This is a genomic window from Hydrogenispora ethanolica (assembly GCF_004340685.1).
GTDB lineage: Bacteria > Bacillota > UBA4882 > UBA8346 > UBA8346 > Hydrogenispora > Hydrogenispora ethanolica.
Map to the genome: position 1 here is coordinate 45365 of NZ_SLUN01000025.1, position 24520 is coordinate 69884.

Genomic DNA, 24520 nt, shown 5'->3' on the forward strand with positions numbered 1-24520 from the left:
AAGTGCATTCAAAGCGATGGGCGGTATCGGGGATGGTTTGCTTGGCCATCCTGGCTTTCAGCCTGCCGCATGGGTTCGCCGGGGCCGGTCCCTCCGCGAAAACCGGCTCCAAGCCGGCGCCGGTTCCGGCGGCCGCCGGCCCGGCCGGAGTGCGGCCCAATGAACTGGGCCGGCTGCTGATCCTGGAGTATCATCTGATCGGCGCGCCGGAGGCGGAATGGCGGCGGACCCCTGCCAACTTCCGAAAGGACCTGCAGTTACTGTACGATAGCGGCTATTATCCGGCGCCCCTGGCGGATGTGGTGAGCGGCCGGCTGAAGGTGCCCGCCGGTAAAACCCCGTTCGTACTGACCTTTGACGACTCCAGCCAGGGCCAGTTCCGCTACTTGCAAGAAGGGGAGCGGCTGGTGATCGATCCCCAGTCGGCCGTCGGCATCATGGAACAGTTCAAAAAGGAGCATCCCGATTTTCCGTTGACCGCCACTTTCTATGTGTTGCCGGCGATCCCGCCCAAGCTGCGGCTATTCGGCCAGGAAGAGCATATTGGCAGGAAACTGCAGTACCTGGCCGAGCACGGCTACGAGATCGGCAGCCATACCTATTGGCACCAGAATCTCAGCAAAACGGATGACCTGGGAGTACAAAAGCAAATGGCTCTGGCCAATCAGGCCATTCAATCCTATGTTCCCGGCTATCCGGTGCAGAGCCTCTCCCTGCCCTTCGGCGTGCACGCCCGGAACCAGGTTTTGGAGCATGACGGCGAATATCAGGGCATTCGCTACCATTACACCTCCATCGTGCTGGTGGGATCCGGTCCGGCGCCCTCGCCGTATGCGGCGGGCTTCAATCCCTACCGGCTGGAACGGATCCAGGCCGGCGACACCGCCTGGGGACCCGGAGCCTATGTGGAGCGATTCCGGAAGAATCCCGCGTTGCGCTTCATCAGCGACGGCGATCCCGCTACAGTGACGGTGCCCCGGGCCGAGGCGGCCAAGGTGGGCAAACTGCCGCCCGGCATGAAGCTGCGGCGATCGATTGAGTCGGGAACGGGTGGCAGGAGAGAACTTGGATTATAAAAGGGCGGGGACCGGAGCGGTTCCCGTTTTGTTATTTGGGAGAAAAGAGCTGCCCCCAGATTGTTTTTCCGGGAAAGCCCCATAGGGATGAAAGGGGAGGGTGCGGCATGGATTCATGACGGAACCGGCCTCGACAGACAGCCGCCGAGGGCCTCACGACTCATCGGACTTCGCCAGTCCGTTCAGATAATCGACCAGCTTTTCCATGGTGGCGGGGCTGATGTAATGCTCGATGCTGCAGGCGTCCCGTTCGGCGATGCGCGGCTCGACCTCCAGCACGTCGCTGAAGAACTGGCGCAGGCTGTCGTGGCGCTCCCGGATCTCCCTGGCCTTGGCTAGGCCGCGGCCGGTCAGCTCCAACGGTCCGTAACGCTCGTGCGTCAACAGAGCCAGCTCCACCAGCCGGGCCACGGCCTGATTGACGCTGGACTTGGCCACGCCCAGTTTTTGGGCCAGGTCGGTGACACGAATCGCTTCCTCCGCTTCCTGCAATTCCAGAATGACCTTCAGGTAATCCTCCAGGGCGGGCGAGATTGAAGCCCTATCCACTTCTCAACACCTCGTTTGTCTGGAATGCTACTCGCGCCCCGTTTGGGAAAAGCTCTGCCGATTTTGGCCGGTGGAGGGTCGAAGAGCATCCATCAATAGCTTAACCGGGACGGCCGCGGGCTTATCCTACCCCCATCCCGCTGTCCGCAATCCGGTTGGAATAAGCCGATTATAAAAGCTGGAAATAAAACGGTTCTAAAGCGTCTTTAAAAAATATCCAAAAAATTTTAAAAAATCTATAAAATCCTGACCCCTGGCTCGAATGGACCTCCGCCGCAGGGAACCGGAGGTCGCGCGTTTCACTGTACGGTTCGCGTGCGCGGGGCGGCCTCTTCCGCCAACGGTTCTCCTTCCGGGGCCCCGACAGCCCGGCTTGGAGGGGCGCTCCCTCCGCGTGCCGCAGGAAATGCCCGGAGATGGGCAACGCCGGCCCAATCATGGGCACGGCTTGCCCATGGTTCCGCGAGAGATGCCCATGGTTCCGCGAGAGATGCCCATGGTTCCGCGAGAGATGCCCATGGTTCCGCGGGAGATGCCCATGGTTCCGCGAGAGATGCCCATGGTTCCGCGAGAGATGCCCATGGTTCCGCGAGAGATGCCCATGGTTCCGCGAGAGATGCCCATGGTTCCGTGAGAGATGCCCATGGTTCCGTGAGAGATGCCCATGGTTCCGTGAGAGATGCCCATGGTTCCGTGAGAGATGCCCATGGTTCCGCGGGAGTTGCGCTAAATCAGGCGGGGCAATGATAAGGACCAGTCGCCTCGCCCCCACGAAAGGATCAGTTATGAAATCCGGCAGGAAGAAAACGGAATAAGTCGAAGAATAGAAGCGGAAGATCAGGATGGCCCGTTTCCCGGACGGCCATCCCCGTCACGAAAAAGGGGGCGTCAATTTGCGGATCACGTCGCGCTGTTATGCCGTCACCGGCCTCGCCTTCGCGTTACCCTGGGCGGTCAACGCCGGATTTGTGGTGGGGGCGGGAACGACCCTGGTCATCGATACCGGGCCGAATACTCTGGCGGCCCAGACCATCCACGGTTATGCCGTAGCGGCGGGCGCGGGCAATCGCTTGATCGCAGTCAACACCGAGCCGCACTTCGATCATCTGGGCGGCAATGGTTTCTTCCGGGAACGGGGCATCGATATTTACGGCCATTGCCGGATCCACCGTACCGCAGCCGAATTGGCGGCGACCATCGCCGAGTGCAATCAGAGCATTCCCGATCGGCGGCGTCGGGAGCGGAACGAGGCGGCGGTCCTGTTTCAAAAGACCACGGCCGCCAATCCCAACCGGCCCGTTCCGGAGGAGACCGTGTTGGAGCTGGGCGGGTTGACAGCCCGGTTGCTCTTTACGCCCGGTCATACGCCGGCTAATCTGGCGGTGTACATTCCGGAGGAGGGCGTGCTCTATGCCGGCGACGCGGTGGTGAGCGGCCTGTCGCCCAATCTGGAATGCGGGAGCGCGGCGGACTGGCGGCGCTGGAAACAGTCCTTGGCCAGAATTGCGGCGCTCCAGCCCGAATGGATCGTGCCCGGCCACGGTCCCGTCATCTCCAGACAGGAGCGGGAACCGGCGCTCGATCGGATCGCCGCGGCTTTGGATGAAGCCCTGGCCGAGCGGGAAACTTAGTCTTGGAGCTGTAAGAGACTCAAGCCTGCAAGGAGGTTTCCACCCTGTTGCTTCCATAGGAACATTGCTTCGATATAAGGGGATTTTCGGTTTTCCATTGTACCCAGCCCGGTTTTTCTTCCATTGATATTGAATCTTTTCGATAAATGAGGTGGAACGAATGGCGCTTATGGATGGACTCCTGAATCGGTTCCGGCAATGGAAAGGCCGGCCTTTACCGGAAATCCCGCTGAAAACAGCCGGCTGGGTGGCGATCCTCTCCGGGATCTATTTCGGGCTGGCCCGAATCTGGCTCTTGCTCCATCAGGACCCGAGCCTTTATTACCAGTTTTCGTTCGCCAGAGCGCTGCTTGGAAGCATCCCCAATCTGATTACGGTGTATTTATTGGGAACCTTGCTGAAGCTCCTGGACCGGCAGGGCCGGAGCCGGTCGGTTTCTCCTTACATCAAGTTTTTTATCGGCTACAACCTGCTGGAGCTCGTCGCCGTTCCGGGGCTGGGAATCGCCAATTTTACGCTGCTCCGGGCCGACGTAGCGTTCCGGGCCAAGCAATTGCTGCCGCTGGTCCTGGCTGTGGCGCTGGCGTCCGGCGCCATTTCTATCCTGTATGGGCTGAAACTGCGGAAACTCGCGGTTTTGCCCGGGGAGCGGCATCTGTGGTTCTACGCCTATGCCATGTTGGCCGCGGGGATCGCCTGGGCCTTCATGATCACCTACTGGGTCGGCAGTGTCCTATGGTATGTTTCATGGATATTCCTGGGCTGTTTTTTCCTGGGGGCCGCTTGCGCGGACCTCTCTTCCGGCCGGAACCCGGAGCGTGAATCCGCGCCGGCGCAGCGGGCTGTCACTCCCGCGCCGCTCAATCGGGCGGTTTTTTCCGACGCCGATCGCCAGGCCGAGAAGGCCTTTGACCAGTTGACATTCGACGCTTATCTGCAAATCCGGAACGAAGTGACCCGCTATCTGCCCCGGTGCCTTTCCGAACCGGAGATCAAACAAGCGATTCTGGCCTATTTGAAAAAAACGGGCCGGGGGTCCTAAATCGGCCGGTTCCGGCTGTTGGAATGAGACAACTTGTGGTAGAATATTCTGTAAAATCAATCGCCTTGAGATGAATCGCTTTCCGGCGCCAGTTGGAGCAGAGCGCCCGCTGCCAATGAACCGCCCGAGGCGCCTCGAATAAAGAAAGGAAGGATGCTCGTTGAATCATACATTGACCGAGCTGAAGAACAGTTTGGCGGAGATCAGCGACTTAAAAGCGGCCGCCGCCGTGTTATCCTGGGACCAGATGGCCTTGATGCCGCCGGGCGCGGCAGCGGCCCGGGCCCGGCAGCTGGCGACCATGGAACGGCTGGCGCACGAGAAGGCGACCGCTCCGGAATTGGGCCGGTTGTTGGATGAACTCCAACCGTTGCTGGAGGGTCTCTCTCCGGACTCGCCCGATGTCGCCTTGATCCGGGTGGCCGCCCGGGATTTTGAGCGTGCCGCGAAGATTCCGCCCAAGTTTACCGCCGAATTTTCGGAACATACCTCCCGGACCTATGAGGCATGGGCCAAAGCCCGGGCCCAGAAGGATTTCCAGATCGTCCGGCCGTTGCTCGAAAAGACGCTGGATTACAGCAGGCAATTGGCGAATTTTTATCCCGGATACCAACATATCGCCGATCCGCTCATCGACGAACTGGACGAGGGACTGACCGTCGCCGTCATCCGGCCGCTCTTCGCCCAGTTGCGCGAGGAATTGACCCGGTTGGTCGGGGCGATCACCGCCCGGCCCGCGCCGGATGATTCCTGCCTGAAGCAGCATTTCCCGGAGGCGGACCAATGGCGGTTCGGCCTGAACGTCGCCGAGCGGCTGGGATACGATTTCAACCGGGGCCGGCAGGACAAGAGCCCGCACCCTTTTACCACGTCGTTTTCCATCGATGACGTCCGGATCACCACCCGGATCAAGGAAAACCGGCTCAGCGAGGCGCTCTTCAGCACCATCCACGAGACCGGCCACGCCTTGTATGAGCAGGGGATCGATCCGAGGTGGGAAGCGACTCCGCTAGCCAGCGGCACCGCCATGGGCGTCCACGAGAGCCAGTCGCGGCTCTGGGAGAACCTGGTGGGGCGGAGCCGCCATTTCTGGCAGTACTTCTACCCCAAGCTGCAGGAGGTCTTCCCGCAACAGCTGGGCCAGGTGGACTTTGAAGTCTTCTACCATGCCTTGAATAAGGTGGAGCGGTCGCTGATCCGGACCGACGCCGACGAAGTGACCTATAACCTGCACGTGATGATCCGCTTTGATCTGGAATTGGCGATGCTGGAAGGAAAGCTCGCCGTCGCCGACCTGCGCGAGGCCTGGAATGAGCGGTACCGGACCGATCTGGGTGTGACCCCGCCCGACGACGGCTTGGGGGTTCTCCAGGATATGCACTGGTACAGCGGGACCATCGGCGGCTATTTCCAAAGCTATACGCTGGGCAACATCATGAGCGCCCAATTCTACGAAGCTGCCCTGGCGCATCACCCGCAGATTCCGACGGAGATCGCCGCCGGCCGTTTCGAAACCTTGCACGGTTGGCTCAAAACGAACATTTACCAATACGGCCGCCAATTGTCGGGCACGACCATCGTGCAACGGGCCACCGGAAAGCCGATTACCATCGAACCGTACGTGCGGTATTTAAAGAACAAGTATCGGGAGTTGTATCCCTGAATCCGGCCGATACCGCAACGATTTTGAGTTGGATTCCGTTTTGGGCATGGTCGGCTCGCTCGATCATGCCCAAAATGAAATTTGCCGCTGTGAAGGACAGAAGACTGTAATTTAAAAGTTTCCCTCATCATATCCGAAGTTTTTTAGCGGAGGATCAAATCGGTGGAGAATTTCGATGAACTGGCTTTGCGTTGGGATGAAGATCCCAAGCGCCGCAAGCGGGCCAGCGTAGTGGCCATGGAAATGGCGCGGGAGATCCCGGACCTCGAAAGGATGACGGGCTTTGAATACGGTTGCGGCACGGGGCTGTTAAGTTTCTACCTGCAACCGTTTATGCGCGAAATTTGGCTGGGGGACAGTTCGGCGGGGATGTTGTCCGTGGCCGAGCAGAAGATTCAAACGCTCCGGATCGCCAACATGCACCCCCTCCCAATCGATCTAACCGCCGCGGAGCTGCCGGAGCTCAAGTTTGATGTGGTTTACACGTTGATGGCCTTGCACCATATCAAGCCGCTGAACGACGTTTTGCAGTCCTTTTACGAAATGTTGCATCCGGAAGGCACATTGTGCATCGCGGATCTGGACAAGGAAGACGGCACGTTCCACGGTCCCGGCTTTACGGGCCATCATGGCTTTGACGTTCGGGAGCTGTCGGCGACCTTGCGGGAAATCGGTTTCACCAAGCTTCGGAGCAAAATCTGTCACACTATCGTGAAACAAGATCGCGACGGACGGGAGAAACAATATCCGTTATTCCTGTTGGTCGGCCAGAAGAGATAAGGAGCCGCCAGTGCGGCAAAAAACTCACGGAGGTCCGCCATGGATTTTATCGACGACAAGATTGCCGAGCGTTTGGGGGGCAGGAATTTTGGCAAGTCCACCACGGTTTATAAGTTCGTCCGGATCAAGCAGGCCAAGCAAGAGGCGCGAGCCAGCAAACCCTTCCTCCCTTTAATCGACATGGGCGTCGGCGAACCCGACCGGCCGGCCGACCCGCGCCTCGTCGCGGTGTTGGCCGAGGAAGCCGGAAAGCCGGAGAACCGCTGGTATTCGGATAACGGGATCGGCGAGTTTCAAGACGCGGCCGCCGGCTATATGGACCGGGTTTATGGCGTCAAGAATTTGACCCGCGCGAATATCATCCATGGCATCGGCTCCAAGCCGATCCTGGCCATGCTGCCGCTGTGCCTGGTGAATCCGGGCGAGATCGCGCTGACCACCTTTCCCGGATATCCGGTGACCGCCACCTATACCCGGTACCTCGGCGGCGATACGTATCATCTGCCGTTGCTTCCCGAGAACCAGTTTTATCCCGACTTTTCGGCGATCCCCGCCCCGGTGTTGAAAAAGGCGAAACTCCTCTACATCAATTATCCCAACAATCCCACCGGCCAGGTGGCGACTCGTGAGTTTTATCAGAGCGTGGTGCGGTTCGCCCGCCAAAACAATATCTTTGTGATCTCCGATGCCGCCTATGCCGCGCTGACCTTCGACGGGTATCAGCCTTTGAGTTTCTTGGCGGTGGACGGCGCCATGGATGTCGGAGTGGAAGTGCATTCGCTTTCCAAGGCTTTCAACATGACCGGCTGGCGGCTGGCCTTTGTGGCCGGCCATCCCCGGATCATTCAGGCCTACGGGACTGTCAAGGACAATACCGACTCCGGCCAGTTCCGCGCCATTCAAAAGGCCGGCATCTATGCGCTGCAGCATCCTGAGTTGACCGCGGCCAATTGCGAGCGGTATTCGCGCCGGCACAATCTGCTGGTGGCGGCACTGCGCGAGCTGGGCTTCGCGGCCCACAAGCCCAGGGGTTCGTTCTATTGTTACGTTCCGGCCCCCAAGGGAACCCGCTCGGGACTGGTCTTTGAGAACGCCGAGGCCGCCGCGGAGTACCTGATCAAGGAGGCGCTGATCTCCACGGTACCCTGGGACGACGCCGGAGCGTACCTCCGCTTCTCGGTGACCTTTGAAGCCGATGGCGATGAGGCGGAAAAAAGGGTCATCGCCGCGGTCCGAGAGAGGCTGGGAAGGCTGGAACTGGTATTTTAGGCTTGATAACTTGAAAGACAGAAACAGCAGTTTGATTTCAGGAAAAAGTCAATTGCCAAAAATGATACATCAAGAATGGAGCGTAACCCATGTCCAAAACCCTGGTCCTGGCCGAGAAACCTTCGGTCGGCCGCGAAATCGCGAAGATCTTGCACTGCAACCAGCAGGGGAACGGCTGCCTGATCGGCCCCCGCTATATCGTCTCCTGGGCCCTCGGCCACCTGGTCACCCTGGCCGACCCGGAGGCCTACGACGACCGCTATAAGACCTGGAACCTCGAGGACCTGCCGATGCTCCCGGAGAAGATGGAGCTGGTGGTGATCCGCGAGACCGCCCGCCAGTTCAAGGCGGTCAAGGATTTGATGAAGCAGCCGGATCTCGACGAATTGGTCATCGCCACCGATGCCGGCCGCGAGGGCGAGCTGGTGGCCCGCTGGATCATTCAGAAAGCGGGTTGGCGCAAGCCCATTAAACGGCTGTGGATCTCCTCCCAGACCGAACGGGCCATCAAGGAAGGCTTTCAAAATCTCAAGCCGGGCCGGGAGTATGAGCGACTATACGCCGCCGCCGAATGCCGGGCCGAGGCCGACTGGCTGGTGGGACTGAATGTCACCCGGGCGCTCACCTGCAAATACAATGCCCAACTCTCGGCCGGCCGGGTTCAGACCCCGACCCTGGCCCTGGTGGTGGAGCGGGAGAACGAGATCAAGCGGTTCGTGCCCAAAGCGTATTGGACCGTGCAAGCCGCGGCGGGAGGCTTCAACCTGCAATGGCGGGACGCCAATGGCCAGACCCGGCTCTTCGATAAAGGGCGGGCCGAGGCGCTCGCCGCCAAAACCTCCGGCCAGACCGGGACCATTGTAGAGCTGAAAAAAGAAGCCAAGAAAGAACCGCCGCCCTTGGCCTATGACCTGACCGAGCTGCAGCGGGACGCCAACCGGCGGTACGGCTTCTCCGCCAAAACGACCTCCGCCGTGATGCAGCAGCTTTATGAGCGGCACAAGCTGGTGACCTATCCCCGGACCGATTCCCGGTACTTGAGCGAGGATATCGTGCCGACCCTGCCCGAACGGCTGAAGGCCATTGCCACCGGGCCCTATGCCGAGCAAGCCCGGCGGATTCTGGGCCAGAAGCTGACGGTCACCAAGCGCCTGGTCGACAATGCCAAGGTCAGCGACCACCATGCCATCATCCCCACCGAAGAGCCGGTTTTCTTGAGCAAACTCAGCCCGGAGGAGACGAAGATCTATGATCTGATCGTCAAACGGTTTCTGGCGGTGCTTTCGCCGCCTTTCGAATATGAGCAGACCACTCTCAGGGTCGAGGCCGCCGGAGAGTTCTTCGCCGCCCAAGGCAAGAGCGTCAGGGCCAAAGGCTGGCGGGCGATGGAAGACGGCGGGGCCGCGCCGGATGAGGCCGGGGACGACGAAGCGCCGGAGCAGTCCCTGCCCGAACTGCGCCAGGGGGAGCGGCTAAAGCTGCTCACCGTCAAAACGGTCGCCGGCACCACCAAGCCGCCGGCCCGCTATACCGAGGCGACCTTGCTCTCGGCCATGGAGCATCCGGGCAAGGGGATCGAGGACCGCGAGCTCCGGGAGGCCCTGGACAACAGCAGCGGGCTGGGCACGCCGGCCACCCGGGCCGAGATCATCGAAAAACTGTTCAACTCCTTCTATATGGAGCGGCAAGGCAAGTCCATCGTTCCGACCTCCAAGGGCATCCAACTGATTGGCCTGGTCCCGCCGGAGCTGAGATCGGCCGAACTGACCGCCCAGTGGGAGCAGCAGTTGACCCAGATCAGCAAAGGCCGGGCCGAGCGGCGCCAATTCATGGCCGGGATCCGCGACTATGCCGCCCGTCTGGTGACGACCGTGGCCGGCAGCGGCCAATCGTACCGGCATGATAACCTGACCCGCGTCAAATGCCCGGAATGCGGCAAATACCTGCTGCAAGTCAAAGGGAAGCGCGGCGAGATGCTGGTCTGTCAGGACCGGGAATGCGGCTACCGGCAGAACGTCTCGCTCACCTCCAACGCCCGTTGCCCGCAGTGCCATAAGCAGCTGGAACTGCGCGGCGAAGGGGAAAACAAGATCTTCAGCTGCAGCTGCGGCTATCGCGAGAAGCTGTCCGCTTTCACCAAGCGCCGGGAAGAAGAGAAGGGCAAGGCCAATAAGCGCGAGGTGAATCAGTTCCTGAACCGGCAGCAGGACCAGGGTCCGCTCAATACGGCGCTGGCTGAAGCATTGTCGAAGCTGAAGAAATGATGGCTTTTTATTCTCACGCCATTGGTAAGAATCCGATGATGACCGAAAGAAAGAAGGTGCGTCCCGCTGATCGAGTTAGCCTATGAGCCGTTCAAGCCCGGAGAAGAACAGCTTATCTACGAGCTGGTCATGAAGGTCTTCGACAAGTTCGTGGCTCCGGATTATGTCGCACAGGGACGGCGGACCTTCCAAGAGTATGTGGCGTCCGCCAAAATCCGGGAGCGGTACGATGGCGGCGCCGACCGGGTCTGGACAGCCAAGGCTGGCCCGGAGCTCGTCGGCGTCATCGCCCTGCGCGAGGAGAAACACATTTCGCTCTTATTCGTGGCCGAAGCGTGGCAGCGGCGGGGGATCGCCCGCGGACTGGTCGGGCGGGCAATCCGGGAGCTGGAGACGCGCCCCGGGGCTGCCCGGCAGCTGACGGTCAATTCATCCCCGTATGCGGTTACCGTCTACGAAAAGCTGGGCTTCCAGAAACTCGGGGCGGAACAGGAACGGGACGGCATCCGCTTTGTACCGATGAAGGCCGATCTGGGGAGCCGGGGAGCGGGGGATCCGGATCCCGGGCCGGGAAGATGATGTCAGCTTCAATCGAAGGAGAATCCATTGCGGAAAGAATTTTTGGTCGTCAATAGTTTCGCGGAACAGGCCTTCGGCGGGAATCCCGCGGCGGTGCTGCCCGATGCTTCCGGTTTGACTGACGCGCAAATGCAGGCCATTGCCAGACAGCTGAATCTGGTGGAGACGGTTTTTGTCCTTCCGGCGGCCGAAACCGGCGCCGATCTGCGCTTCCGCTATTTCACCCCGGTTCAGGAACTCCCGGTGGCGGGTCATCCCACCGTGGCCGCAGTTCTGGCGCTGATCGAGCAGGGGCGGCTCCCGATGGCCGCAGACCGGGATTACCGGATCCGGACTGGGGCGGGGATTCAACGGGTGACCGTCGCCCGAAACGAGCGGGGTCCGGTGGTGGTCATGGAACAGCCGCGGCCGGAATTTTTGCCGCCCCTGGATGACCGGGCCGCCGTCGCTGAACTCTTCGGATTGCGGTTGGAAGATCTCCTGCCCGACCTGCCGGTCCAGCCGGTCCATACCGGGCTGGGCCATCTCATCGTCCCGCTGCGGACGCTCGAGGCATTGTTCCGGGCGGAACGGCGGATCCTCCCGCTAAAGAGTTTCTGCGCCGGACTGGGCATCCGCGAGGCGCAGCTGTTCACCCCGGAAACGCTCGACCCCCAAAAGGACCTGCATACCCGCAACATTTGTCCGCGCGAAGGCCTGGAGGATCCCGGCTGTGGCGTGGGCAACGGCGCCTTGGGCGCTTATCTGCTCAGGCACTATTACCGCGGCGAAACCGCGATCCGGCTCCGGGCGGAGCAGGGGAATATCGTCAATATGCCTTGCGTCATCGAGATTCATGCCCAAAGGAGCCAGGACGGCATTCGGGTGTCCATCGGCGGCAACGGCCGCTTGATGATCCGGGGGGAATTTTACCTGGATCAGCCGGAGTAGCCCGGCGAGTTGTTCCGAAGCTCCGGGACGAACCGCCGAAGTCCCGGGAAGGCCGTCCGGAGCACCCGGCGGATCGTCCGAGGCTTGCGGACGAGCGCCTCAGCCCCGCGGAGGCCCTTCCGGAGCGCCCGGAGCATCTTTCGAAGTCGATGTCGGCCTTTCCGGAGGCTTCGGACCCCGTTCCGCCGGACCGGGAAGGAGTGACGGGGAAGAAGCCTCCGGATCCCGGGCTCCTCGCGGCGGATTTTCCGCCGGTATTAGTTCAACCAATTTCCCGGATGAGCCGTACGGAATGCCTTTTGGTTCCGGCCGGACGGTGAATCCTAGGGTTCCTCTTTTGGCGGGCGCTTCAGCGCGGCCCAGAGCAACAGCCGGGCCACGCCATAAAAGAGGATGAGCACCAGAAAAACGCCGGCCATGCCGTAGAGGGTGGCCAGGAGGCCTCTCACCAAATTTTCCTGCATCGTCTCACCTTCCTATATCTGATCAGCAGCTACGCATCATGTCCCGAAAGCCGGCCATGATGAAGTGATTAACGGATTGATTTCGTCCTATCGTAACAAAAGCGCCGGGATGATCGCCAGCAGCAAGCCGCCGGCCACCACCGAGCCGAGCTGTCCGGCGACATTGGCGCTGACCGCCTGCATCAAGACGAAGTTGGTCGGGTCTTCCTGCTGGGCCAGGCGCTGAATCACCCGGGCGGACATGGGAAAGGCCGAGATCCCGGCGGCGCCGATCATCGGATTGACTTTTTGCTTCAAGAAAAGATTGAGGCCCTGGGCGAACCAGACTCCACCGGCAGTGTCAAAAACGAAGGCCACCGCGCCCATGGCCATGATCAGCAAGGTCTTGTAGTTCAGGAAATGCAGCGCCTCCATGGACGAACCGATGGTGATCCCCAGGAGGATGGTCACCAGGTTGGCCAGCTCATGCTGGGCGGTCTTGGAGAGCCGGTCCAGCACGCCGCATTCCCGGATCAGGTTGCCGAACATCAACGAGCCCACCAGGGCGACGCTGATCGGCGCGAAGATGCCGGCGATCAGCGTGACCAGGATCGGGAAAAGGATCTTGACGATCTGCGGAACTTGTCCCTGCCGGGGCGATTCCATCCGGATCAGCCTCTCCTGGCGGCTGGTCAGAAATTTGATCACCGGCGGCTGGATGATGGGAACCAGCGACATGTAGGAATAGGCCGCCACCGAGATCGGCGCCAGCAGATTCTTGGCGAACTTGGTGGCCACGTAGATGGAGGTCGGGCCGTCGGCGGCGCCGATGATGCCGATGGCGGCGGCCTCTTTCAGGCTGAAGCCGCAGACGATCGCGATGAGCATCGTGGCGAAGATGCCGAACTGGGCCGCGGCGCCGAAGAAGAGCATGAACGGGTTCTGCAGCAGCGGGCCGAAATCGATCATCGCGCCCACCGCGATGAAAATCAGCACCGGGAAGAGCTCCGATTCAATGCAGGTCTTGTACAGAAGGGTCAAAAATCCGTCGGGCCCCACCGCCGAAGAGAACGGAATATTGGCCAGAATAGCCCCGAAACCGATGGGCAACAGCAGCATCGGCTCGTAGTCCTTGGCAATCGCCAGATAAATGAGGAGACCGGCGAGTAGAAACATGATCAGATTCCCCATACTAAGATGGGTGAGGCCGATGAAAAGATCAGACATGGTAACCTCCGCCGCGAAATTTACGGAAACCTAAATTTAATTTATCATAAGAATCGCAGGCTGTCATCAGAAGTCGCCGATAAATTTCCAATAAACGGGGTCACGGCTCCATAAACAGCTTGCGCCGGTCGCGGGATCTGAGTATAGTTAAAGTGTACCGCCCCGGGATATCGTATACGATTCCAGCCAATCATAGGGAATAAAGCGAGGAATCCGAATGAGACAGGAAATTTTTCAGTGGACGGTTTTGGTTTGCTGCGGGGTGTCCGCCGTTTGTTTGGTGATGCTGCTGGCCGGGGTGAACCGGCTCATCGAAGCGGTCGGCGCGTTGCAGCCTGGGAAGGAAACTCCGGCCGCGGCCCCGGCGGGCAACGCTCCGGATCCCGGCTGCTCCGAAGAGGAGCTGGCGGCGGTCATGGCGGTCATGGCCAAACTGTTGCCCGAGGAGAAACGGGCCACGATGAAGATTCGGGTGATTCCTTAATACTCTAATATCGTCGGAGATATCGGACAAGCCGGCGCGATTCATCAATCGCGGGTTCGCGATGCGAATGGAGGTCATTGGATGCAGAGTTTTCGAGTTACTGTCAATGGCAAGATATTTGAGGTGACGGTCGAAGAGACTGGCGCGGCCCAAGCCCATGTGGAGCGCGTCGCCAGCGAGGCTTCGGCAGTCTCCGAAGTGGCGCCCCCTCCCGGTCCGGCGCAGCCTGCCATTGGACCGGCGGAGCCGGCGGAAACTGCAATCGAGGCGGGCGATCAGACGGTGACCGCCCCTTTGGCGGGCACGATCCTTTCGATCAAGGTCCAGCCCGGGCAGGCGGTCCGCTACGGCCAGGTGTTGCTGACGCTGGAAGCTTTGAAGATGGAGAATGAGATCGTGGCTCCTCAAGCCGGAACTGTCAAAGCCATCCGGGTCAATGAGGGTTCCAGCGTCAACGTGGGAGACGCGATGATCATCCTCCGCTCGTAAGCCGCTGCGGACAGGACGGAAGGGAGAGGTGACGAGTATGGCGGGACCGGTTCGAATTACCGAGACCATCTTTCGGGATGCCCACCAATCGCTGTGGGCGACCCGGATGAAGACCGAAGAGATGATGGCGGTGGCCGAGGCCCTCGACGAGGTGGGATACTATTCGCTGGAGGCCTGGGGCGGCGCCACCTTCGACAGCGCGCTCCGTTTTCTCAAGGAGGACCCTTGGGTCCGGCTGCGCCGCCTCCGGGCGGTCATCCGGAAGACGCCCCTCCAGATGTTGCTGCGGGGTCAGAATATTCTGGGGTACCGGCATTACCCGGATGAAGTGGTCCGGGAATTCTGCCGCCGGGCGGTGGATAACGGCATCGGGATCATCCGGGTCTTTGACGCTTTGAATGATATTCGCAACATGGAGACGGCGATCCGCGCCTCGAAGGAGGCCGGGGCCCATGTCCAGGGGACGGTGGTCTATACCGTCAGCCCGGTCCACGCTCCCGAAATCTTTGTCAAGTTGGCCGAGGAGTTGGTGGCCCTGGGCGCGGATTCGATCTGCATCAAGGACATGGCCGGACTGCTCAAGCCCTTTACCGCCGCGGCGCTGGTGAGCGCATTAAAGGCGGCCGTGCCGGTGCCGGTTCAGCTTCATGCCCATTATACCAGCGGGTTGGCTTCCATGACGTATCTTAAGGCTATCGAGGCCGGCGTGGACGGCATCGACACCGCCCTCTCCGCACTGGCGCTGGGAACCTCGCAGCCGCCCACCGAAACGATGGTGGCCGCCCTCCAGGACACGCCCTATGATACCGGGCTGGACCTGAACCGCATCGCCCCGATTAACCAGTATTTTAAAGAGCTGCGCCAGAATTATCAGGCCATTGCCGCGCCCTTGGAAGTGGATACGGCGGTGCTCTCGTACCAGATCCCGGGCGGGATGATCTCCAACCTCCGAAATCAGCTGGCGGGCCAGAACGCGGCCCACCGCTACGAGGAAGTCTTGGCCGAAGTGCCGCGGGTCCGGGCCGAGCTGGGTTATCCGCCGCTGGTGACGCCGACCAGTCAAATGGTGGGCACCCAGGCGGTCCTGAATGTGCTGACCGGCAAGCGTTACAGCGTCGTTCCCAAGGAGATCCGCGATTACGTCAAGGGATTGTATGGCCGGCCTCCGGCGCCGATCGATCCGGAGATCCGGCGGCTGATCATCGGCGAGGAAATGGCCATCGAACACCGTCCAGCGGACGATCTGCCGCCGCTCCTGGATGACGCCCGCAAAGCGATCCTCCCCTACTACCAGCAGGAGGAGGACGTCCTTTCGTATGTGCTCTTTCCCGAAGTGGCCCAGGAGTTTTTCAAAAAGCGGGCCGCGGCACAGCGCGGGGATTGAGAGATCGATTGTTGTGGAAGAAGGGCTTGTCGCGAGGAGGCCCTTTTTTGTTGGCGTGAACCGTGGCGGGCCAGGGATGGTCGTCCGTCACTGGAATTCGGCGGAGGCTGTATTAAGAATCGATGATCCCCGGGAACCAAAGGCTTGATATGACCGGCTTTATCACAAAACGACATTTAACAGTCGGTTAATGTTCATCTTCCTGTAATGGATTACTACGGGTCTTTGAGCTATAATCGTGTGGGAAAGAAACGAATCCCGATAATTGAGGAATGGAAGTGGCTGAGATGATTCTAGGTGTTGAGCATTTCGGTTTGATGTCCAGGGATCCCGAGAAATTAGCCGCCTGGTATCGGAAGATTCTCAACTTTAAGGTGATTCAGCATAATCAGAAATCTCCGCCGACGATCTTCGTGGCGGGGGAGAGCGGCTCCCTACTGGAGATCATGCCGTACACCGACGATGCCATTGTACTTTCCGGCAAAGAAAAACGGGCGATTCACACCGCAGTTACCGTGGACGACTTGGAGCGGGCGATAACGGAACTGAAGGACAAGGGCGTCGAATTTATCGGAGAGATGAAAGACCATCCCGGCGGAGTCCGTTTGATTTATTTCCGCGACCCCGACTGTAATTGGCTGCAACTGATCGAACGGCCCCAGCCCCTACGATAAAAAGGACAAGAGCATCGTAAACGGATGCTCTTTTTTTATTGCCCGGAAAGATCTTTCCGGGCGAGGGCGGTTGGCTTGCCTGTCCTTGCGTCCCCGGAAGGAATAGCTCTTATTGAAATGAATTCTCCGGTCCGGCTTTCAAGGTGTAAAATCTCAGCAAGGTTTTTGCCATATTTTCTTTGTTGCGAAGCAGGAGAATTCCAAGGAAGGGGCGAAATAATACTCATCTGGTAAGACCAGTTTGTGAGTTGGACTGAACAGTTTTGGGAGGAATACCTTTTGGACTCGGAACAAGAAAAGCAGAGTGTTTCCAGGCAAGTTTTCACCAAAATTGAGCAGTTGTTAAAGTCCGGAGCGGTGCAGCCGGGCGAGCTTTTGCCCTCGGAACGGGAGTTGGCCGCTCAATTCGGCGTGGGGAGGCCGGCGGTCCGTGAGACTCTGAAAGCGCTGGAGATGATGGGCGTCATCGAGATCATCCACGGCAAGGGCGCCAGAGTGCTCACGCCGGACCTGGACGCCATCATGAAACCGTTGATCGCTTCGATTATGTTGACCCAGTCCAATGTCTTGAATCTGATCGAAGTCCGGGAGGTGGTCGAACCCCAATGCGCCGCTATCGCGGCGACCCGGGCCACCGCCGAGCAGCTGCAAAAATTGCACGAATCGCTCCGCCAGATGGAGCGGGCCGCGGAGATTCCCGGGGAGTTCGCAGCGGCCGATTATCATTTTCACAACCTGGTGGCGCAAGCCACCAACAATCCGCTACTGATCCGCATTTACGAGACCATCACCGCCTTGCTCTGGGATTTACAGCAGAAAACCGCGGCAATTCCCGATCATCAAAAGACCCTGCGTTATCACGAGAGCATTTATCAATGCATCTACCGGCGGGACGCGCCGGAGGCTTTATCGGTCATGAAACAACACATTCATGACACCCGTACCCGGTTTATGAACTATCAGACGGGTCAGGCGCAACCACAATGAATTGTTGGGAGGGATAGATGACATGAAGGCACTCGTTCTCAAAGCCTATGGCGAACTGGTCTATGAGGAGGTACCTTCGCCGGATTACGGTCCGGAGGATCTCCTGGTGAGGGTGAAAGCTTGCGCGATTTGCGGCAGCGATGTCCATGGCTTTGACGGCAGTACGGGCCGTCGCATTCCGCCGCTCGTCATGGGCCATGAGGCCTCGGGGATCGTAGCGGCGGCCGGCGCGGTCGTGACCGGGTTTCAAGTGGGGGACCGGATCACCTTTGATTCCACGATCTATTGCGGCAGGTGCTATTTTTGCCGCCAGGGCCGGATCAACCTTTGCGATAACCGGCGGGTGCTCGGCGTCTCTTGCGCCGAATACCGTCAGAACGGCGCGTTCGCCGAATATGTGGCGATCCCGCAGCACATTGCGTATCAGCTGCCGGAAGCGATCACTTTCGAACAGGCGGCCATGGTTGAGCCCGTCTCCATCGCCCTTCATGCCTTGCACCGTTCGCCCGTGGGCGTTAACAATACGGCGGTGGTCGTGGGGTCGGGGATGATCGGCTTATTACTGATTCAATTGTTAAAAGTGGCGGGCTGCGGTAACGTGGTGGCGGTGGATCTCGATCCCCGCAAGCTCGAGTTGGCCCGCAGGCTGGGCGCCAGCCATACTTTCCAGGCCGACCGGCCGGACCTGGCGGCCGCGATTCAAAACCTTACCGCGGGGCGAGGAGCCGATATCGCCTTCGAGGCGGTCGGGATCAGCGCCGCTGTGAAGACTGCCATCGCGTCGCTACGGAAAGGCGGAACCTTGACCTTGGTCGGAAACCTGGCGCCCCAGATTGACTTCGCGTTGCAACAGGTGGTAACGCGCGAGATTAGCGTGAATGGCAGTTGCGCCTCGGGCGGTGAGTATCCGGCCTGCCTCGAACTGATCGCCCGCGGGGCGCTGGATGTCGATGCGCTCATCAGCCAAGTGGCGCCGCTGTCCGAGGGGGCGGTTTGGTTTAAGCGGTTGTACGATGGGGAGCCGGGCTTGATGAAAGTGATTTTACAGCCTTGAAGAGGCGAGCGAATGAACGGGAGGTTTGAGACGGATGGCGGAACAATTATTTGATCTCACAGGGAAAGTGGCAATCATCACCGGGGCCAGCCGGGGCCTGGGACAATATTTGGGCTGGGCTTTGGCAAAAGCCGGCGCCGATCTGGTCATCACCAGCCGCAACCGGGACTCCCTGCGGCCGTTCCGGGAGGAGATCGCGGCGCTGGGCCGCCGGGTTCTCCCTTTGAAACTGGATGTCCGGGATTATGACAGCATTCAGGCGATGGCGGAAGCGGTCCACCGGGAATTCGGTCGCATTGACATTCTGGTGAATAACGCCGGCTGCAACCTTCGCAAGCCGGCCTTGGAGGTCAGCTGGGACGATTGGAATTTGATTCTCGAAACGAATCTGCGGGGTCCCTTTTTTGTGGCGCAAGCAGTGGCTAGGAAGATGATTCCCCGCCATTACGGACGGATTATCAATATCGGCTCAGTGACCAGCGTCTTTGGTTATGCCGGAATCACTCCGTATTGCGCCAGCCGCGGCGGGATCAAACAAATGACGATGAGCCTGGCCGATGATTGGGGAGTCCACGGGATCACCGTCAATTGCCTGGCGCCGGGCTGGTTTAAGACCGCTCAAAATGCCGTGTTATATGAAGACCCGCAATGGCTGGAGTATATCTGCGACCGGATTCCGCTCAAGCGGCCCGGGCAGCCCAGCGATTTGGACGGTGCGGTGGTCTTTCTGGCCTCCGACGCCAGTCAATATGTTACCGGCCAGACCTTGCTGGTGGACGGCGGAATCTCCACCGGCGCCACCCGGGCGACCAGCCGCAAGAGATAGCGGCCGGGCGGCATCTTGGAATGGAATATGTCAAGCGCCGGGAGGCGTTCCCGGCAGGAAGATAAGACAGTTAAAGCTAATCTTTTTCAGAAAAGCACGAGGTAGAGATGGTAAAAAGATTAGCGGTCTGTCTTTTCCTGCTTTTGGGGGTATCCGGGTGCCGGGGTGGCGGTCCGACCAACGCCACGGCGCTTTGGCCCGGCGCAAACGGCTTCCATGTCGCCGCATGGCTGGTCCCTTACGACGCCCGGAGCGCGCAGAGTTTTTCGAACAATTTTTCCGCGTTGGACGAGATCAATCCGGTCTGGTACAACTTGAATCCGCTCTATTTTACCGCCCGTTCCGCCCCGTTTGTCACCAACCCGGGATACCAGGAGAGTATCCTGACTTTGGCCCGTAATCACGGCGTCAGCGTGCTGCCGACGATTCAAAATTGGGGCGTCCGCAATTTCGATCCCGCAATCATCAGTAAAATCATTCATGACCCTGGTTATCGCGCCAAACATGTGGCGGAGATCGTGGCTCTGGTAGCCGAGAAGGGATACGACGGCATCGATATTGACTATGAGGGGTTACCCGCCAGCGCTCGCCAGTCGTTCACCGCTTTCATCCACGAATTGGGCACCGCGCTTCATCGCCGCCAGAAATTGTTGAGCGTCGCCGTTTACGCCAAGACTGCCGAAGCCTCCTGGGATGGAGCAGGGGCCCAGGATTGGGCGGCTTTGGCCGGGCATGCCGATCTGCTGAAAGTCATGGTCTATGATTACCATTGGGCCGGATTTCACGCCGGACCCCTCGCTCCGGTGGACTGGCTGGAAGCGGTCTTGGAATATGCGGCTGATATTCCCGCCCTGCGCCAGAAACTCGTCGTCGGCCTGCCGTTCTATGGGTTGAAATGGCGCTCCGACGGTTCCGCGTCCGAAGTGATGTATCGCGACGCCTTGCAACTCATGGCTGACCATGCGATCGACGGAGCCAGCCGTTCCGATTCCGGACACATCGACCCGGCTTGCAGGGGTTATTTTCAAAACGTGGAGCCCCATTTCAGTTTCGCCGACGGCGAGGGGGATGTGACGGTTTATTACCAGGATCAGATCGCTTTGCTCAAACGGCTGGAGGTCATCCGGCGTTATCGCCACCTGGTGCGGGGGATCACCTTCTGGCGGTTGGGCGGCGAGGATCCGGCGTCATGGACTCAGATCCGTCAATTTAAAGCCGGGGCTTGATCCCCCTGGCGAAATGACGCTGAATTTCGGGACTCCTTCGGATGGTCAACCAAAGTTTCACTGAATGGGTCCGGCATGATCTGGATTGACAGTTCATGGGGGGAAGAGTACAATAGGGCTATACTGGTATGATAAGTTAATGAAACAGATTTTAAAAGCTAGGAAAGAAAGAGATCGAATAAACGATGGAGGCGCACCATGAACCAGTTTAAAGAGAATCACCAGTTTTTGCAGGCACCGGAGAACGCGCGGGCCAGAGCGCTTTTGAAATCGATGGGTTATACCACGGAGGATCTGAAACGGCCCCGGATCGGCGTGGCCAACTCCTGGGGCGAGACCAGTCCCGGCCATTTCCATCTCCGGGCGGTGGCCGACGCGGTCAAGGCCGGAATCTGGCAGGCCGGTGGCACGCCCTACGAATTCAGCAGCTTTGCCCAGTGCCCGATGGCCGTCGGCAAGCACGGCATTCGCTACGACACCCCGACCCGGGACATCATTGCGGCGGAGGTGGAGGCCTCGGCCTGGATCCATATGTTTGACGCCCTGGTGATGATCTCGTCCTGTGACAAAAACGTTCCCGGACATCTCCTGGCAGCGGCCCGCCTGGATATTCCGGTGATCGTCGTGCCGGGCGGCCCGATGGCGGCCGGGCGTTATAAAGGCGAGGATATCGTCACCACCACACTGGATGCGGAGTGCTGGGCCTATGGGGTCGGCAAGCCGCGGGTCTCCGAGGATGAAGTGGCGGCGCTGGAAGAAGCCGCTTGCCCCGGGCCGGGTTCCTGTGCGCTGTTGGGAACGGCCAACACCATGCAGTGCATGGCCGAGGCCCTGGGCCTGGCGCTGCCGGGCGCCGCCACCGCGCTGGCGGTTTCCGCCAAACGGCTGCGGATCGCCAAGGAATCGGGCCGGCAGATCGTCCGCCTGTTGGAGCAGGGCATTACTTCCTCCAAGATTATTACGCCGGAGAATATCTTCAACGCCATCCGGGTGCTGCACGCCATCGGCGGTTCAACCAACGCGGTGCTGCATCTGCTGGCCATCGCCTATGAGAAAGGCTTTGAGAAGGAGATCAACCTGGAGCTGGTGGAGCGGCTCGGCCAGGAGACGCCGTGCATCGCGGCGGTCCGCCCCAGCGGCCCGTATACCATGGGCGACTTCGATGAGGCCGGCGGAGTCCGGGCGGTCATGAAGAAGATCGAATCCACCTTGAAGACGGATGTCCTGACTGTCACCGGCGGAACGGTGGCGGAGAACCTGGCGCAAGTCTCCTTCGACGATTCGCCGGTCATCAAAGACCTGCAAAATCCGGTGAACAAAGGCGGCCTGGCCATCCTGCGCGGCAGTCTGGCCCAGTCGGCGGTGGTCCGGCCGACGGTGATTCCGCCGGAGATGATGCGGCATAGCGGCCCGGCCCGGGTCTTTAACGGCCAGGAAGAGGCGCTGGAAGGATTGCAGCAGAACAAAGTCCAGTCCGGCGACGTGGTCGTCGTCCGCTACGAAGGGCCGAAGGGCGGCCCCGGCCTGACCGAGGTCTTTAAGGTCATCGGCTATATGAACGCCACAGGACTGGAGACCAAGTGCGCCCTGATCACGGACGGCAAGATCTCCGGTTTCGCCAAAGGGCCGTTCATCTGTCAGGTTTCCCCGGAGGCTGCCGAAGGCGGTCCGCTCTCCGTGGTTCAGGACGGCGACATCATTGAGATCGATATTCCCAATCGCCAACTGAACCTCAAGATCAGCGACGAGGAGCTGGCCGCCAGGATCGCCGCCTGGCAGGCCCCGGAACCCCGGGTCACCGACGGCTTCCTCACCGTTTACGCCCGGTTGGCCAATCCGGCCAGCAAAGGCGCTGGCATTAATCTCCGTCTGAAGTAAGCGGCACCGCCGTAACTTTGGCTCGAATCCGGACGCCGGTCCATCCGGCGTCCGGCACTTTACCGCTGGTTCGGATAATGGTATAATTTGTTGATCATTCTGCGAAAAGGTCGTGGTTCAGTGGCGGAAGGAAAAGCAACTCATTTGACCAAGCGCGTGGTCGAGTCGTTCAAAGCGCGCTTCCTCGACGGTGAACTGAAGCCGGGCGAGGCCCTACCTTCCGAACGGGAACTGGCCGCCCAGCTGAATGTCAGCCGGACAACGGTGCGGGATGCCATCACTGCCTTGCGGGTGATGGGACTGGTCGAGGTGAAGCAGGGAAAATGCGCCACGGTGACCGCGCCTTCGGTGGAGAATATCCTGGAACCGCTGATGATGGTCTTCCCGATGGAACAGGCCAACATCCTTAATTTGCTGGAATTCCGGGAGATCTTCGAACCGCAGTGCGTGTTTCTGGCCACCAAGCGGGCCGCTCCCAACGAAATCCAGCAGATCGGCGAGTATCTGAAGGAGATGCGCCGCCTGCAGGGGGACACCGCCCGTTACGCCGAGGCGGATTATCATTTTCACCAAGCGATCATGAAAGCGACCCATAACGAGATGATCGTGGTCTTTACGACGGTCTTTCGAAATCTCCTGTATAACCTGCAGAAACGGATGGCCGCCCTGCCCGAGCCGGAACCGTTGCTCATCACCCATGAGCGGGTCTACGAGGCGATGGTGCTTGGCGATCCCCAGCAGGCGGCCGACCGCATGCGCGAGCTGGTCGCCAACACTAAGGCGGATTATATCCGCAGCACGCTCAATCCAGCCCCGAAAGATGGACAAGAGACTTCGTAAACCGGCGGGAAGCCGGTTTCATCATGAGAGGGACTGCCGCAAGCAGCGTTCGCAATGTTGCGGCAGTCCTTTTTTCATCGGAGTCGCTTCCCCTGGACGCGATTTTTCATCGGATTCCTCGGGAAAGAACCGGCAGGGCTTCCGAGTCCGGGCGACTCGCCTCGCCGGAAGCGGCGGACTGTACTGAACGGGAGCGGCCAACGAGGGCGCTCCATGTTTCATTCCTCCCCTCAACCCGGGCAAAGGTTGCCCGTGGCCGGATGGCGGCCGCCCCGCCCGGGGCGGCGGTTGCCCCGAGTCGGGTAACTGATGTCTGGATCCGGGGATCCATCGCCCCGGCCCGGGCGTATAATGCTAGAATGTACGCCGGCGCTGCCCCGGTTCGGGCGGTCCAGGCGGTGCCCGGGGCGGCAGGCACCCGTATCCGGGGAGGAGTGGCGCATGTTTTATCTTCCCGTGGATGGCGCGGCAAGTCCGGCCGCCTCCAAGACAATGCCGACCGCATAGTTGAGACCCAGGGCCAAACCGGCGCTGAACAAGAAGATGAACGGGTAAATCAGGCTTTTATCCATCATGCCTCTCCAATGAGCGCTCTCCTTGAGCGGCCGGGCCGGTGAAGCGGGTAATGAGCCAGGAAGTTATCGCGCCCAAAATCATGTGCCCCAAAAAGGAAAAGAAAACATCCAGCGGTTCTTGGGGATGCACTTTGAAGACCTCCGGCAGGGAGTGGACCACGAGTCCGAAGATGAACAGCCAGGCCAACAAGGTGACGCCGATCCCTTTGAATAAATAATGTTTGGTGCCCCGCCATTCCAGCAGGAGACCGGTGATGACGCCGGTGGATCCGGCGGCGACGTAATTGACCAAGGCGCCAATGAGTAATCCGCCGAACGTGTTGATGACGGACCCGTTAAAAAATAAATCCGCCGCCAAATTCCAGATATGGCTTTTGACCAGGCCGGCCATTACTACCAGGTATCCGAAGATATCCCGGACGATCTGGCCGAGGCAGCCAGCGATCGCCCAAAACATGAAATGATCTTCTTCTTGGAACCGCATGGCTTTATCCCCTCCAAATCTTTCAAAGATAGTATGCGCCACGACAGATAGTTGATTCATTCCGACCATCCCCGCCAAGCAACAGACGATGGGAGCCGTAAAACTTTCAAAATTTCTGCAGGGACTTCCAATCCAATCGCGAAATTGATTTTGGAAATATTATGGA

General features: G+C 59.8%; 24 protein-coding genes. 19 read left to right on the forward strand and 5 right to left on the reverse strand.

The window, feature by feature from the left end:
- Nucleotides 1–2 precede the first annotated feature (2 nt).
- Nucleotides 3–1076: a polysaccharide deacetylase family protein gene (locus EDC14_RS18025; protein ID WP_132015706.1), complete on the forward strand. Its 1074-nt coding sequence runs from the start codon at nucleotides 3–5 to the stop codon at nucleotides 1074–1076.
- 153 nt (nucleotides 1077–1229) lie between these two features.
- On the opposite strand, the gene EDC14_RS18030 is transcribed toward EDC14_RS18025, so the two are convergent.
- The gene (locus EDC14_RS18030; protein ID WP_132015707.1) at nucleotides 1230–1625 is read right to left on the reverse strand and encodes a metal-dependent transcriptional regulator; all 396 of its coding nucleotides are present in this window, start codon (nucleotides 1623–1625) and stop codon (nucleotides 1230–1232) included.
- Nucleotides 1626–2467: 842 nt separating this feature from the next.
- Between EDC14_RS18030 and EDC14_RS18040 the strand changes: the two genes are divergently transcribed.
- The 8 genes from EDC14_RS18040 to EDC14_RS18075 all read left to right on the forward strand — a co-directional run bounded on the left by EDC14_RS18040 (nucleotide 2468) and on the right by EDC14_RS18075 (nucleotide 11783).
- Nucleotides 2468–3256, forward strand: coding sequence for an MBL fold metallo-hydrolase (locus EDC14_RS18040; protein WP_132015709.1), 789 nt, complete (start codon nucleotides 2468–2470; stop codon nucleotides 3254–3256).
- 160 nt (nucleotides 3257–3416) lie between these two features.
- Complete coding sequence (locus tag EDC14_RS18045; protein ID WP_132015710.1) at nucleotides 3417–4298, forward strand: hypothetical protein; 882 nt, start codon at nucleotides 3417–3419, stop codon at nucleotides 4296–4298.
- Between the two features lie 160 nt (nucleotides 4299–4458).
- Nucleotides 4459–5961: a carboxypeptidase M32 gene (locus tag EDC14_RS18050; protein WP_132015711.1), complete on the forward strand. Its 1503-nt coding sequence runs from the start codon at nucleotides 4459–4461 to the stop codon at nucleotides 5959–5961.
- A 162-nt stretch (nucleotides 5962–6123) separates the two neighbouring features.
- Nucleotides 6124–6741: a class I SAM-dependent DNA methyltransferase gene (locus EDC14_RS18055; protein WP_132015712.1), complete on the forward strand. Its 618-nt coding sequence runs from the start codon at nucleotides 6124–6126 to the stop codon at nucleotides 6739–6741.
- Nucleotides 6742–6780: 39 nt separating this feature from the next.
- A complete protein-coding gene (locus tag EDC14_RS18060; RefSeq protein ID WP_132015713.1) occupies nucleotides 6781–8010 on the forward strand; it encodes an LL-diaminopimelate aminotransferase in 1230 nt (409 codons plus the stop codon).
- Between the two features lie 89 nt (nucleotides 8011–8099).
- The gene (locus EDC14_RS18065) at nucleotides 8100–10274 is read left to right on the forward strand and encodes a DNA topoisomerase III (protein ID WP_132015714.1); all 2175 of its coding nucleotides are present in this window, start codon (nucleotides 8100–8102) and stop codon (nucleotides 10272–10274) included.
- Between the two features lie 129 nt (nucleotides 10275–10403).
- Nucleotides 10404–10853 carry a GNAT family N-acetyltransferase gene (locus EDC14_RS18070; protein ID WP_132015715.1) on the forward strand — a complete coding sequence of 150 codons (450 nt, stop codon included), beginning with the start codon at nucleotides 10404–10406 and terminating at the stop codon, nucleotides 10851–10853.
- A 27-nt stretch (nucleotides 10854–10880) separates the two neighbouring features.
- Nucleotides 10881–11783, forward strand: a complete 903-nt coding sequence (locus tag EDC14_RS18075; RefSeq protein WP_132015716.1) for a PhzF family phenazine biosynthesis protein — start codon at nucleotides 10881–10883, stop codon at nucleotides 11781–11783.
- A 323-nt stretch (nucleotides 11784–12106) separates the two neighbouring features.
- Here the strand turns inward: EDC14_RS18075 and EDC14_RS18080 are convergent, their stop codons facing one another.
- Both EDC14_RS18080 and EDC14_RS18085 read right to left on the reverse strand, forming a co-directional pair.
- The gene (locus EDC14_RS18080; protein ID WP_132015717.1) at nucleotides 12107–12247 is read right to left on the reverse strand and encodes an OadG family protein; all 141 of its coding nucleotides are present in this window, start codon (nucleotides 12245–12247) and stop codon (nucleotides 12107–12109) included.
- A gap of 87 nt (nucleotides 12248–12334) precedes the next feature.
- Nucleotides 12335–13453: a sodium ion-translocating decarboxylase subunit beta gene (locus EDC14_RS18085; RefSeq protein ID WP_132015718.1), complete on the reverse strand. Its 1119-nt coding sequence runs from the start codon at nucleotides 13451–13453 to the stop codon at nucleotides 12335–12337.
- A gap of 217 nt (nucleotides 13454–13670) precedes the next feature.
- On the opposite strand from EDC14_RS18085, the gene EDC14_RS18090 reads away from it, so the two are divergent.
- The 10 genes from EDC14_RS18090 to EDC14_RS18135 all read left to right on the forward strand — a co-directional run bounded on the left by EDC14_RS18090 (nucleotide 13671) and on the right by EDC14_RS18135 (nucleotide 23295).
- Complete coding sequence (locus EDC14_RS18090) at nucleotides 13671–13937, forward strand: hypothetical protein (protein ID WP_132015719.1); 267 nt, start codon at nucleotides 13671–13673, stop codon at nucleotides 13935–13937.
- Between the two features lie 81 nt (nucleotides 13938–14018).
- Entirely contained in the window at nucleotides 14019–14426 is a 408-nt protein-coding gene (locus EDC14_RS18095; protein WP_132015720.1) for a biotin/lipoyl-containing protein, read from the forward strand.
- Nucleotides 14427–14463: 37 nt separating this feature from the next.
- Entirely contained in the window at nucleotides 14464–15810 is a 1347-nt protein-coding gene (locus EDC14_RS18100; RefSeq protein ID WP_132015721.1) for a pyruvate carboxylase subunit B, read from the forward strand.
- Between the two features lie 287 nt (nucleotides 15811–16097).
- Complete coding sequence (locus tag EDC14_RS18105; RefSeq protein WP_243663008.1) at nucleotides 16098–16484, forward strand: VOC family protein; 387 nt, start codon at nucleotides 16098–16100, stop codon at nucleotides 16482–16484.
- A gap of 279 nt (nucleotides 16485–16763) precedes the next feature.
- Nucleotides 16764–17471, forward strand: coding sequence for a FadR/GntR family transcriptional regulator (locus tag EDC14_RS18110; protein WP_165908118.1), 708 nt, complete (start codon nucleotides 16764–16766; stop codon nucleotides 17469–17471).
- Nucleotides 17472–17493: 22 nt separating this feature from the next.
- The gene (locus EDC14_RS18115; RefSeq protein WP_132015724.1) at nucleotides 17494–18525 is read left to right on the forward strand and encodes a galactitol-1-phosphate 5-dehydrogenase; all 1032 of its coding nucleotides are present in this window, start codon (nucleotides 17494–17496) and stop codon (nucleotides 18523–18525) included.
- A 34-nt stretch (nucleotides 18526–18559) separates the two neighbouring features.
- Nucleotides 18560–19351, forward strand: a complete 792-nt coding sequence (locus EDC14_RS18120) for a glucose 1-dehydrogenase (protein WP_132015725.1) — start codon at nucleotides 18560–18562, stop codon at nucleotides 19349–19351.
- 107 nt (nucleotides 19352–19458) lie between these two features.
- Nucleotides 19459–20577: a glycosyl hydrolase family 18 protein gene (locus EDC14_RS18125; protein ID WP_132015726.1), complete on the forward strand. Its 1119-nt coding sequence runs from the start codon at nucleotides 19459–19461 to the stop codon at nucleotides 20575–20577.
- A gap of 198 nt (nucleotides 20578–20775) precedes the next feature.
- Nucleotides 20776–22455 (forward strand): dihydroxy-acid dehydratase, encoded by a 1680-nt coding sequence (gene ilvD / locus EDC14_RS18130; RefSeq protein ID WP_132015727.1) that lies wholly within the window; start codon nucleotides 20776–20778, stop codon nucleotides 22453–22455.
- 144 nt (nucleotides 22456–22599) lie between these two features.
- Nucleotides 22600–23295, forward strand: a complete 696-nt coding sequence (locus EDC14_RS18135) for a FadR/GntR family transcriptional regulator (protein ID WP_165908119.1) — start codon at nucleotides 22600–22602, stop codon at nucleotides 23293–23295.
- Between the two features lie 446 nt (nucleotides 23296–23741).
- Here EDC14_RS18135 and EDC14_RS27595 read toward each other — a convergent pair whose 3' ends face one another.
- Together EDC14_RS27595 and EDC14_RS18140 are read right to left on the reverse strand one after the other, a co-directional pair.
- Nucleotides 23742–23867 carry a hypothetical protein gene (locus tag EDC14_RS27595; RefSeq protein ID WP_279388780.1) on the reverse strand — a complete coding sequence of 42 codons (126 nt, stop codon included), beginning with the start codon at nucleotides 23865–23867 and terminating at the stop codon, nucleotides 23742–23744.
- Nucleotides 23860–24414 (reverse strand): hypothetical protein, encoded by a 555-nt coding sequence (locus EDC14_RS18140; RefSeq protein ID WP_132015729.1) that lies wholly within the window; start codon nucleotides 24412–24414, stop codon nucleotides 23860–23862. Before EDC14_RS18140 ends, EDC14_RS27595 begins: the two co-directional genes overlap by 8 nt.
- Nucleotides 24415–24520 lie beyond the last annotated feature (106 nt).

Excerpts from the sequence above, each read along its gene's own strand:
- EDC14_RS18100 (WP_132015721.1), top strand. The coding sequence starts at position 14,464 with ATGGCGGGACCGGTTCGAATTACCGAGACCATCTTTCGGGATGCCCAC.
- EDC14_RS27595 (WP_279388780.1), bottom strand. The coding sequence starts at position 23,867 with ATGGATAAAAGCCTGATTTACCCGTTCATCTTCTTGTTCAGCGCCGGT.
- EDC14_RS18065 (WP_132015714.1), top strand. The coding sequence starts at position 8,100 with ATGTCCAAAACCCTGGTCCTGGCCGAGAAACCTTCGGTCGGCCGCGAA.
- EDC14_RS18090 (WP_132015719.1), top strand. The coding sequence starts at position 13,671 with ATGAGACAGGAAATTTTTCAGTGGACGGTTTTGGTTTGCTGCGGGGTG.
- EDC14_RS18105 (WP_243663008.1), top strand. The coding sequence starts at position 16,098 with ATGATTCTAGGTGTTGAGCATTTCGGTTTGATGTCCAGGGATCCCGAG.
- EDC14_RS18085 (WP_132015718.1), bottom strand. The coding sequence starts at position 13,453 with ATGTCTGATCTTTTCATCGGCCTCACCCATCTTAGTATGGGGAATCTG.
- EDC14_RS18040 (WP_132015709.1), top strand. The coding sequence starts at position 2,468 with ATGGCCCGTTTCCCGGACGGCCATCCCCGTCACGAAAAAGGGGGCGTC.
- ilvD (WP_132015727.1), top strand. The coding sequence starts at position 20,776 with ATGAACCAGTTTAAAGAGAATCACCAGTTTTTGCAGGCACCGGAGAAC.
- EDC14_RS18045 (WP_132015710.1), top strand. The coding sequence starts at position 3,417 with ATGGCGCTTATGGATGGACTCCTGAATCGGTTCCGGCAATGGAAAGGC.
- EDC14_RS18120 (WP_132015725.1), top strand. The coding sequence starts at position 18,560 with ATGGCGGAACAATTATTTGATCTCACAGGGAAAGTGGCAATCATCACC.
- EDC14_RS18070 (WP_132015715.1), top strand. The coding sequence starts at position 10,404 with ATGAAGGTCTTCGACAAGTTCGTGGCTCCGGATTATGTCGCACAGGGA.
- EDC14_RS18080 (WP_132015717.1), bottom strand. The coding sequence starts at position 12,247 with ATGCAGGAAAATTTGGTGAGAGGCCTCCTGGCCACCCTCTACGGCATG.
- EDC14_RS18095 (WP_132015720.1), top strand. The coding sequence starts at position 14,019 with ATGCAGAGTTTTCGAGTTACTGTCAATGGCAAGATATTTGAGGTGACG.
- EDC14_RS18060 (WP_132015713.1), top strand. The coding sequence starts at position 6,781 with ATGGATTTTATCGACGACAAGATTGCCGAGCGTTTGGGGGGCAGGAAT.
- EDC14_RS18140 (WP_132015729.1), bottom strand. The coding sequence starts at position 24,414 with ATGAATCAACTATCTGTCGTGGCGCATACTATCTTTGAAAGATTTGGA.
- EDC14_RS18115 (WP_132015724.1), top strand. The coding sequence starts at position 17,494 with ATGAAGGCACTCGTTCTCAAAGCCTATGGCGAACTGGTCTATGAGGAG.
- EDC14_RS18125 (WP_132015726.1), top strand. The coding sequence starts at position 19,459 with ATGGTAAAAAGATTAGCGGTCTGTCTTTTCCTGCTTTTGGGGGTATCC.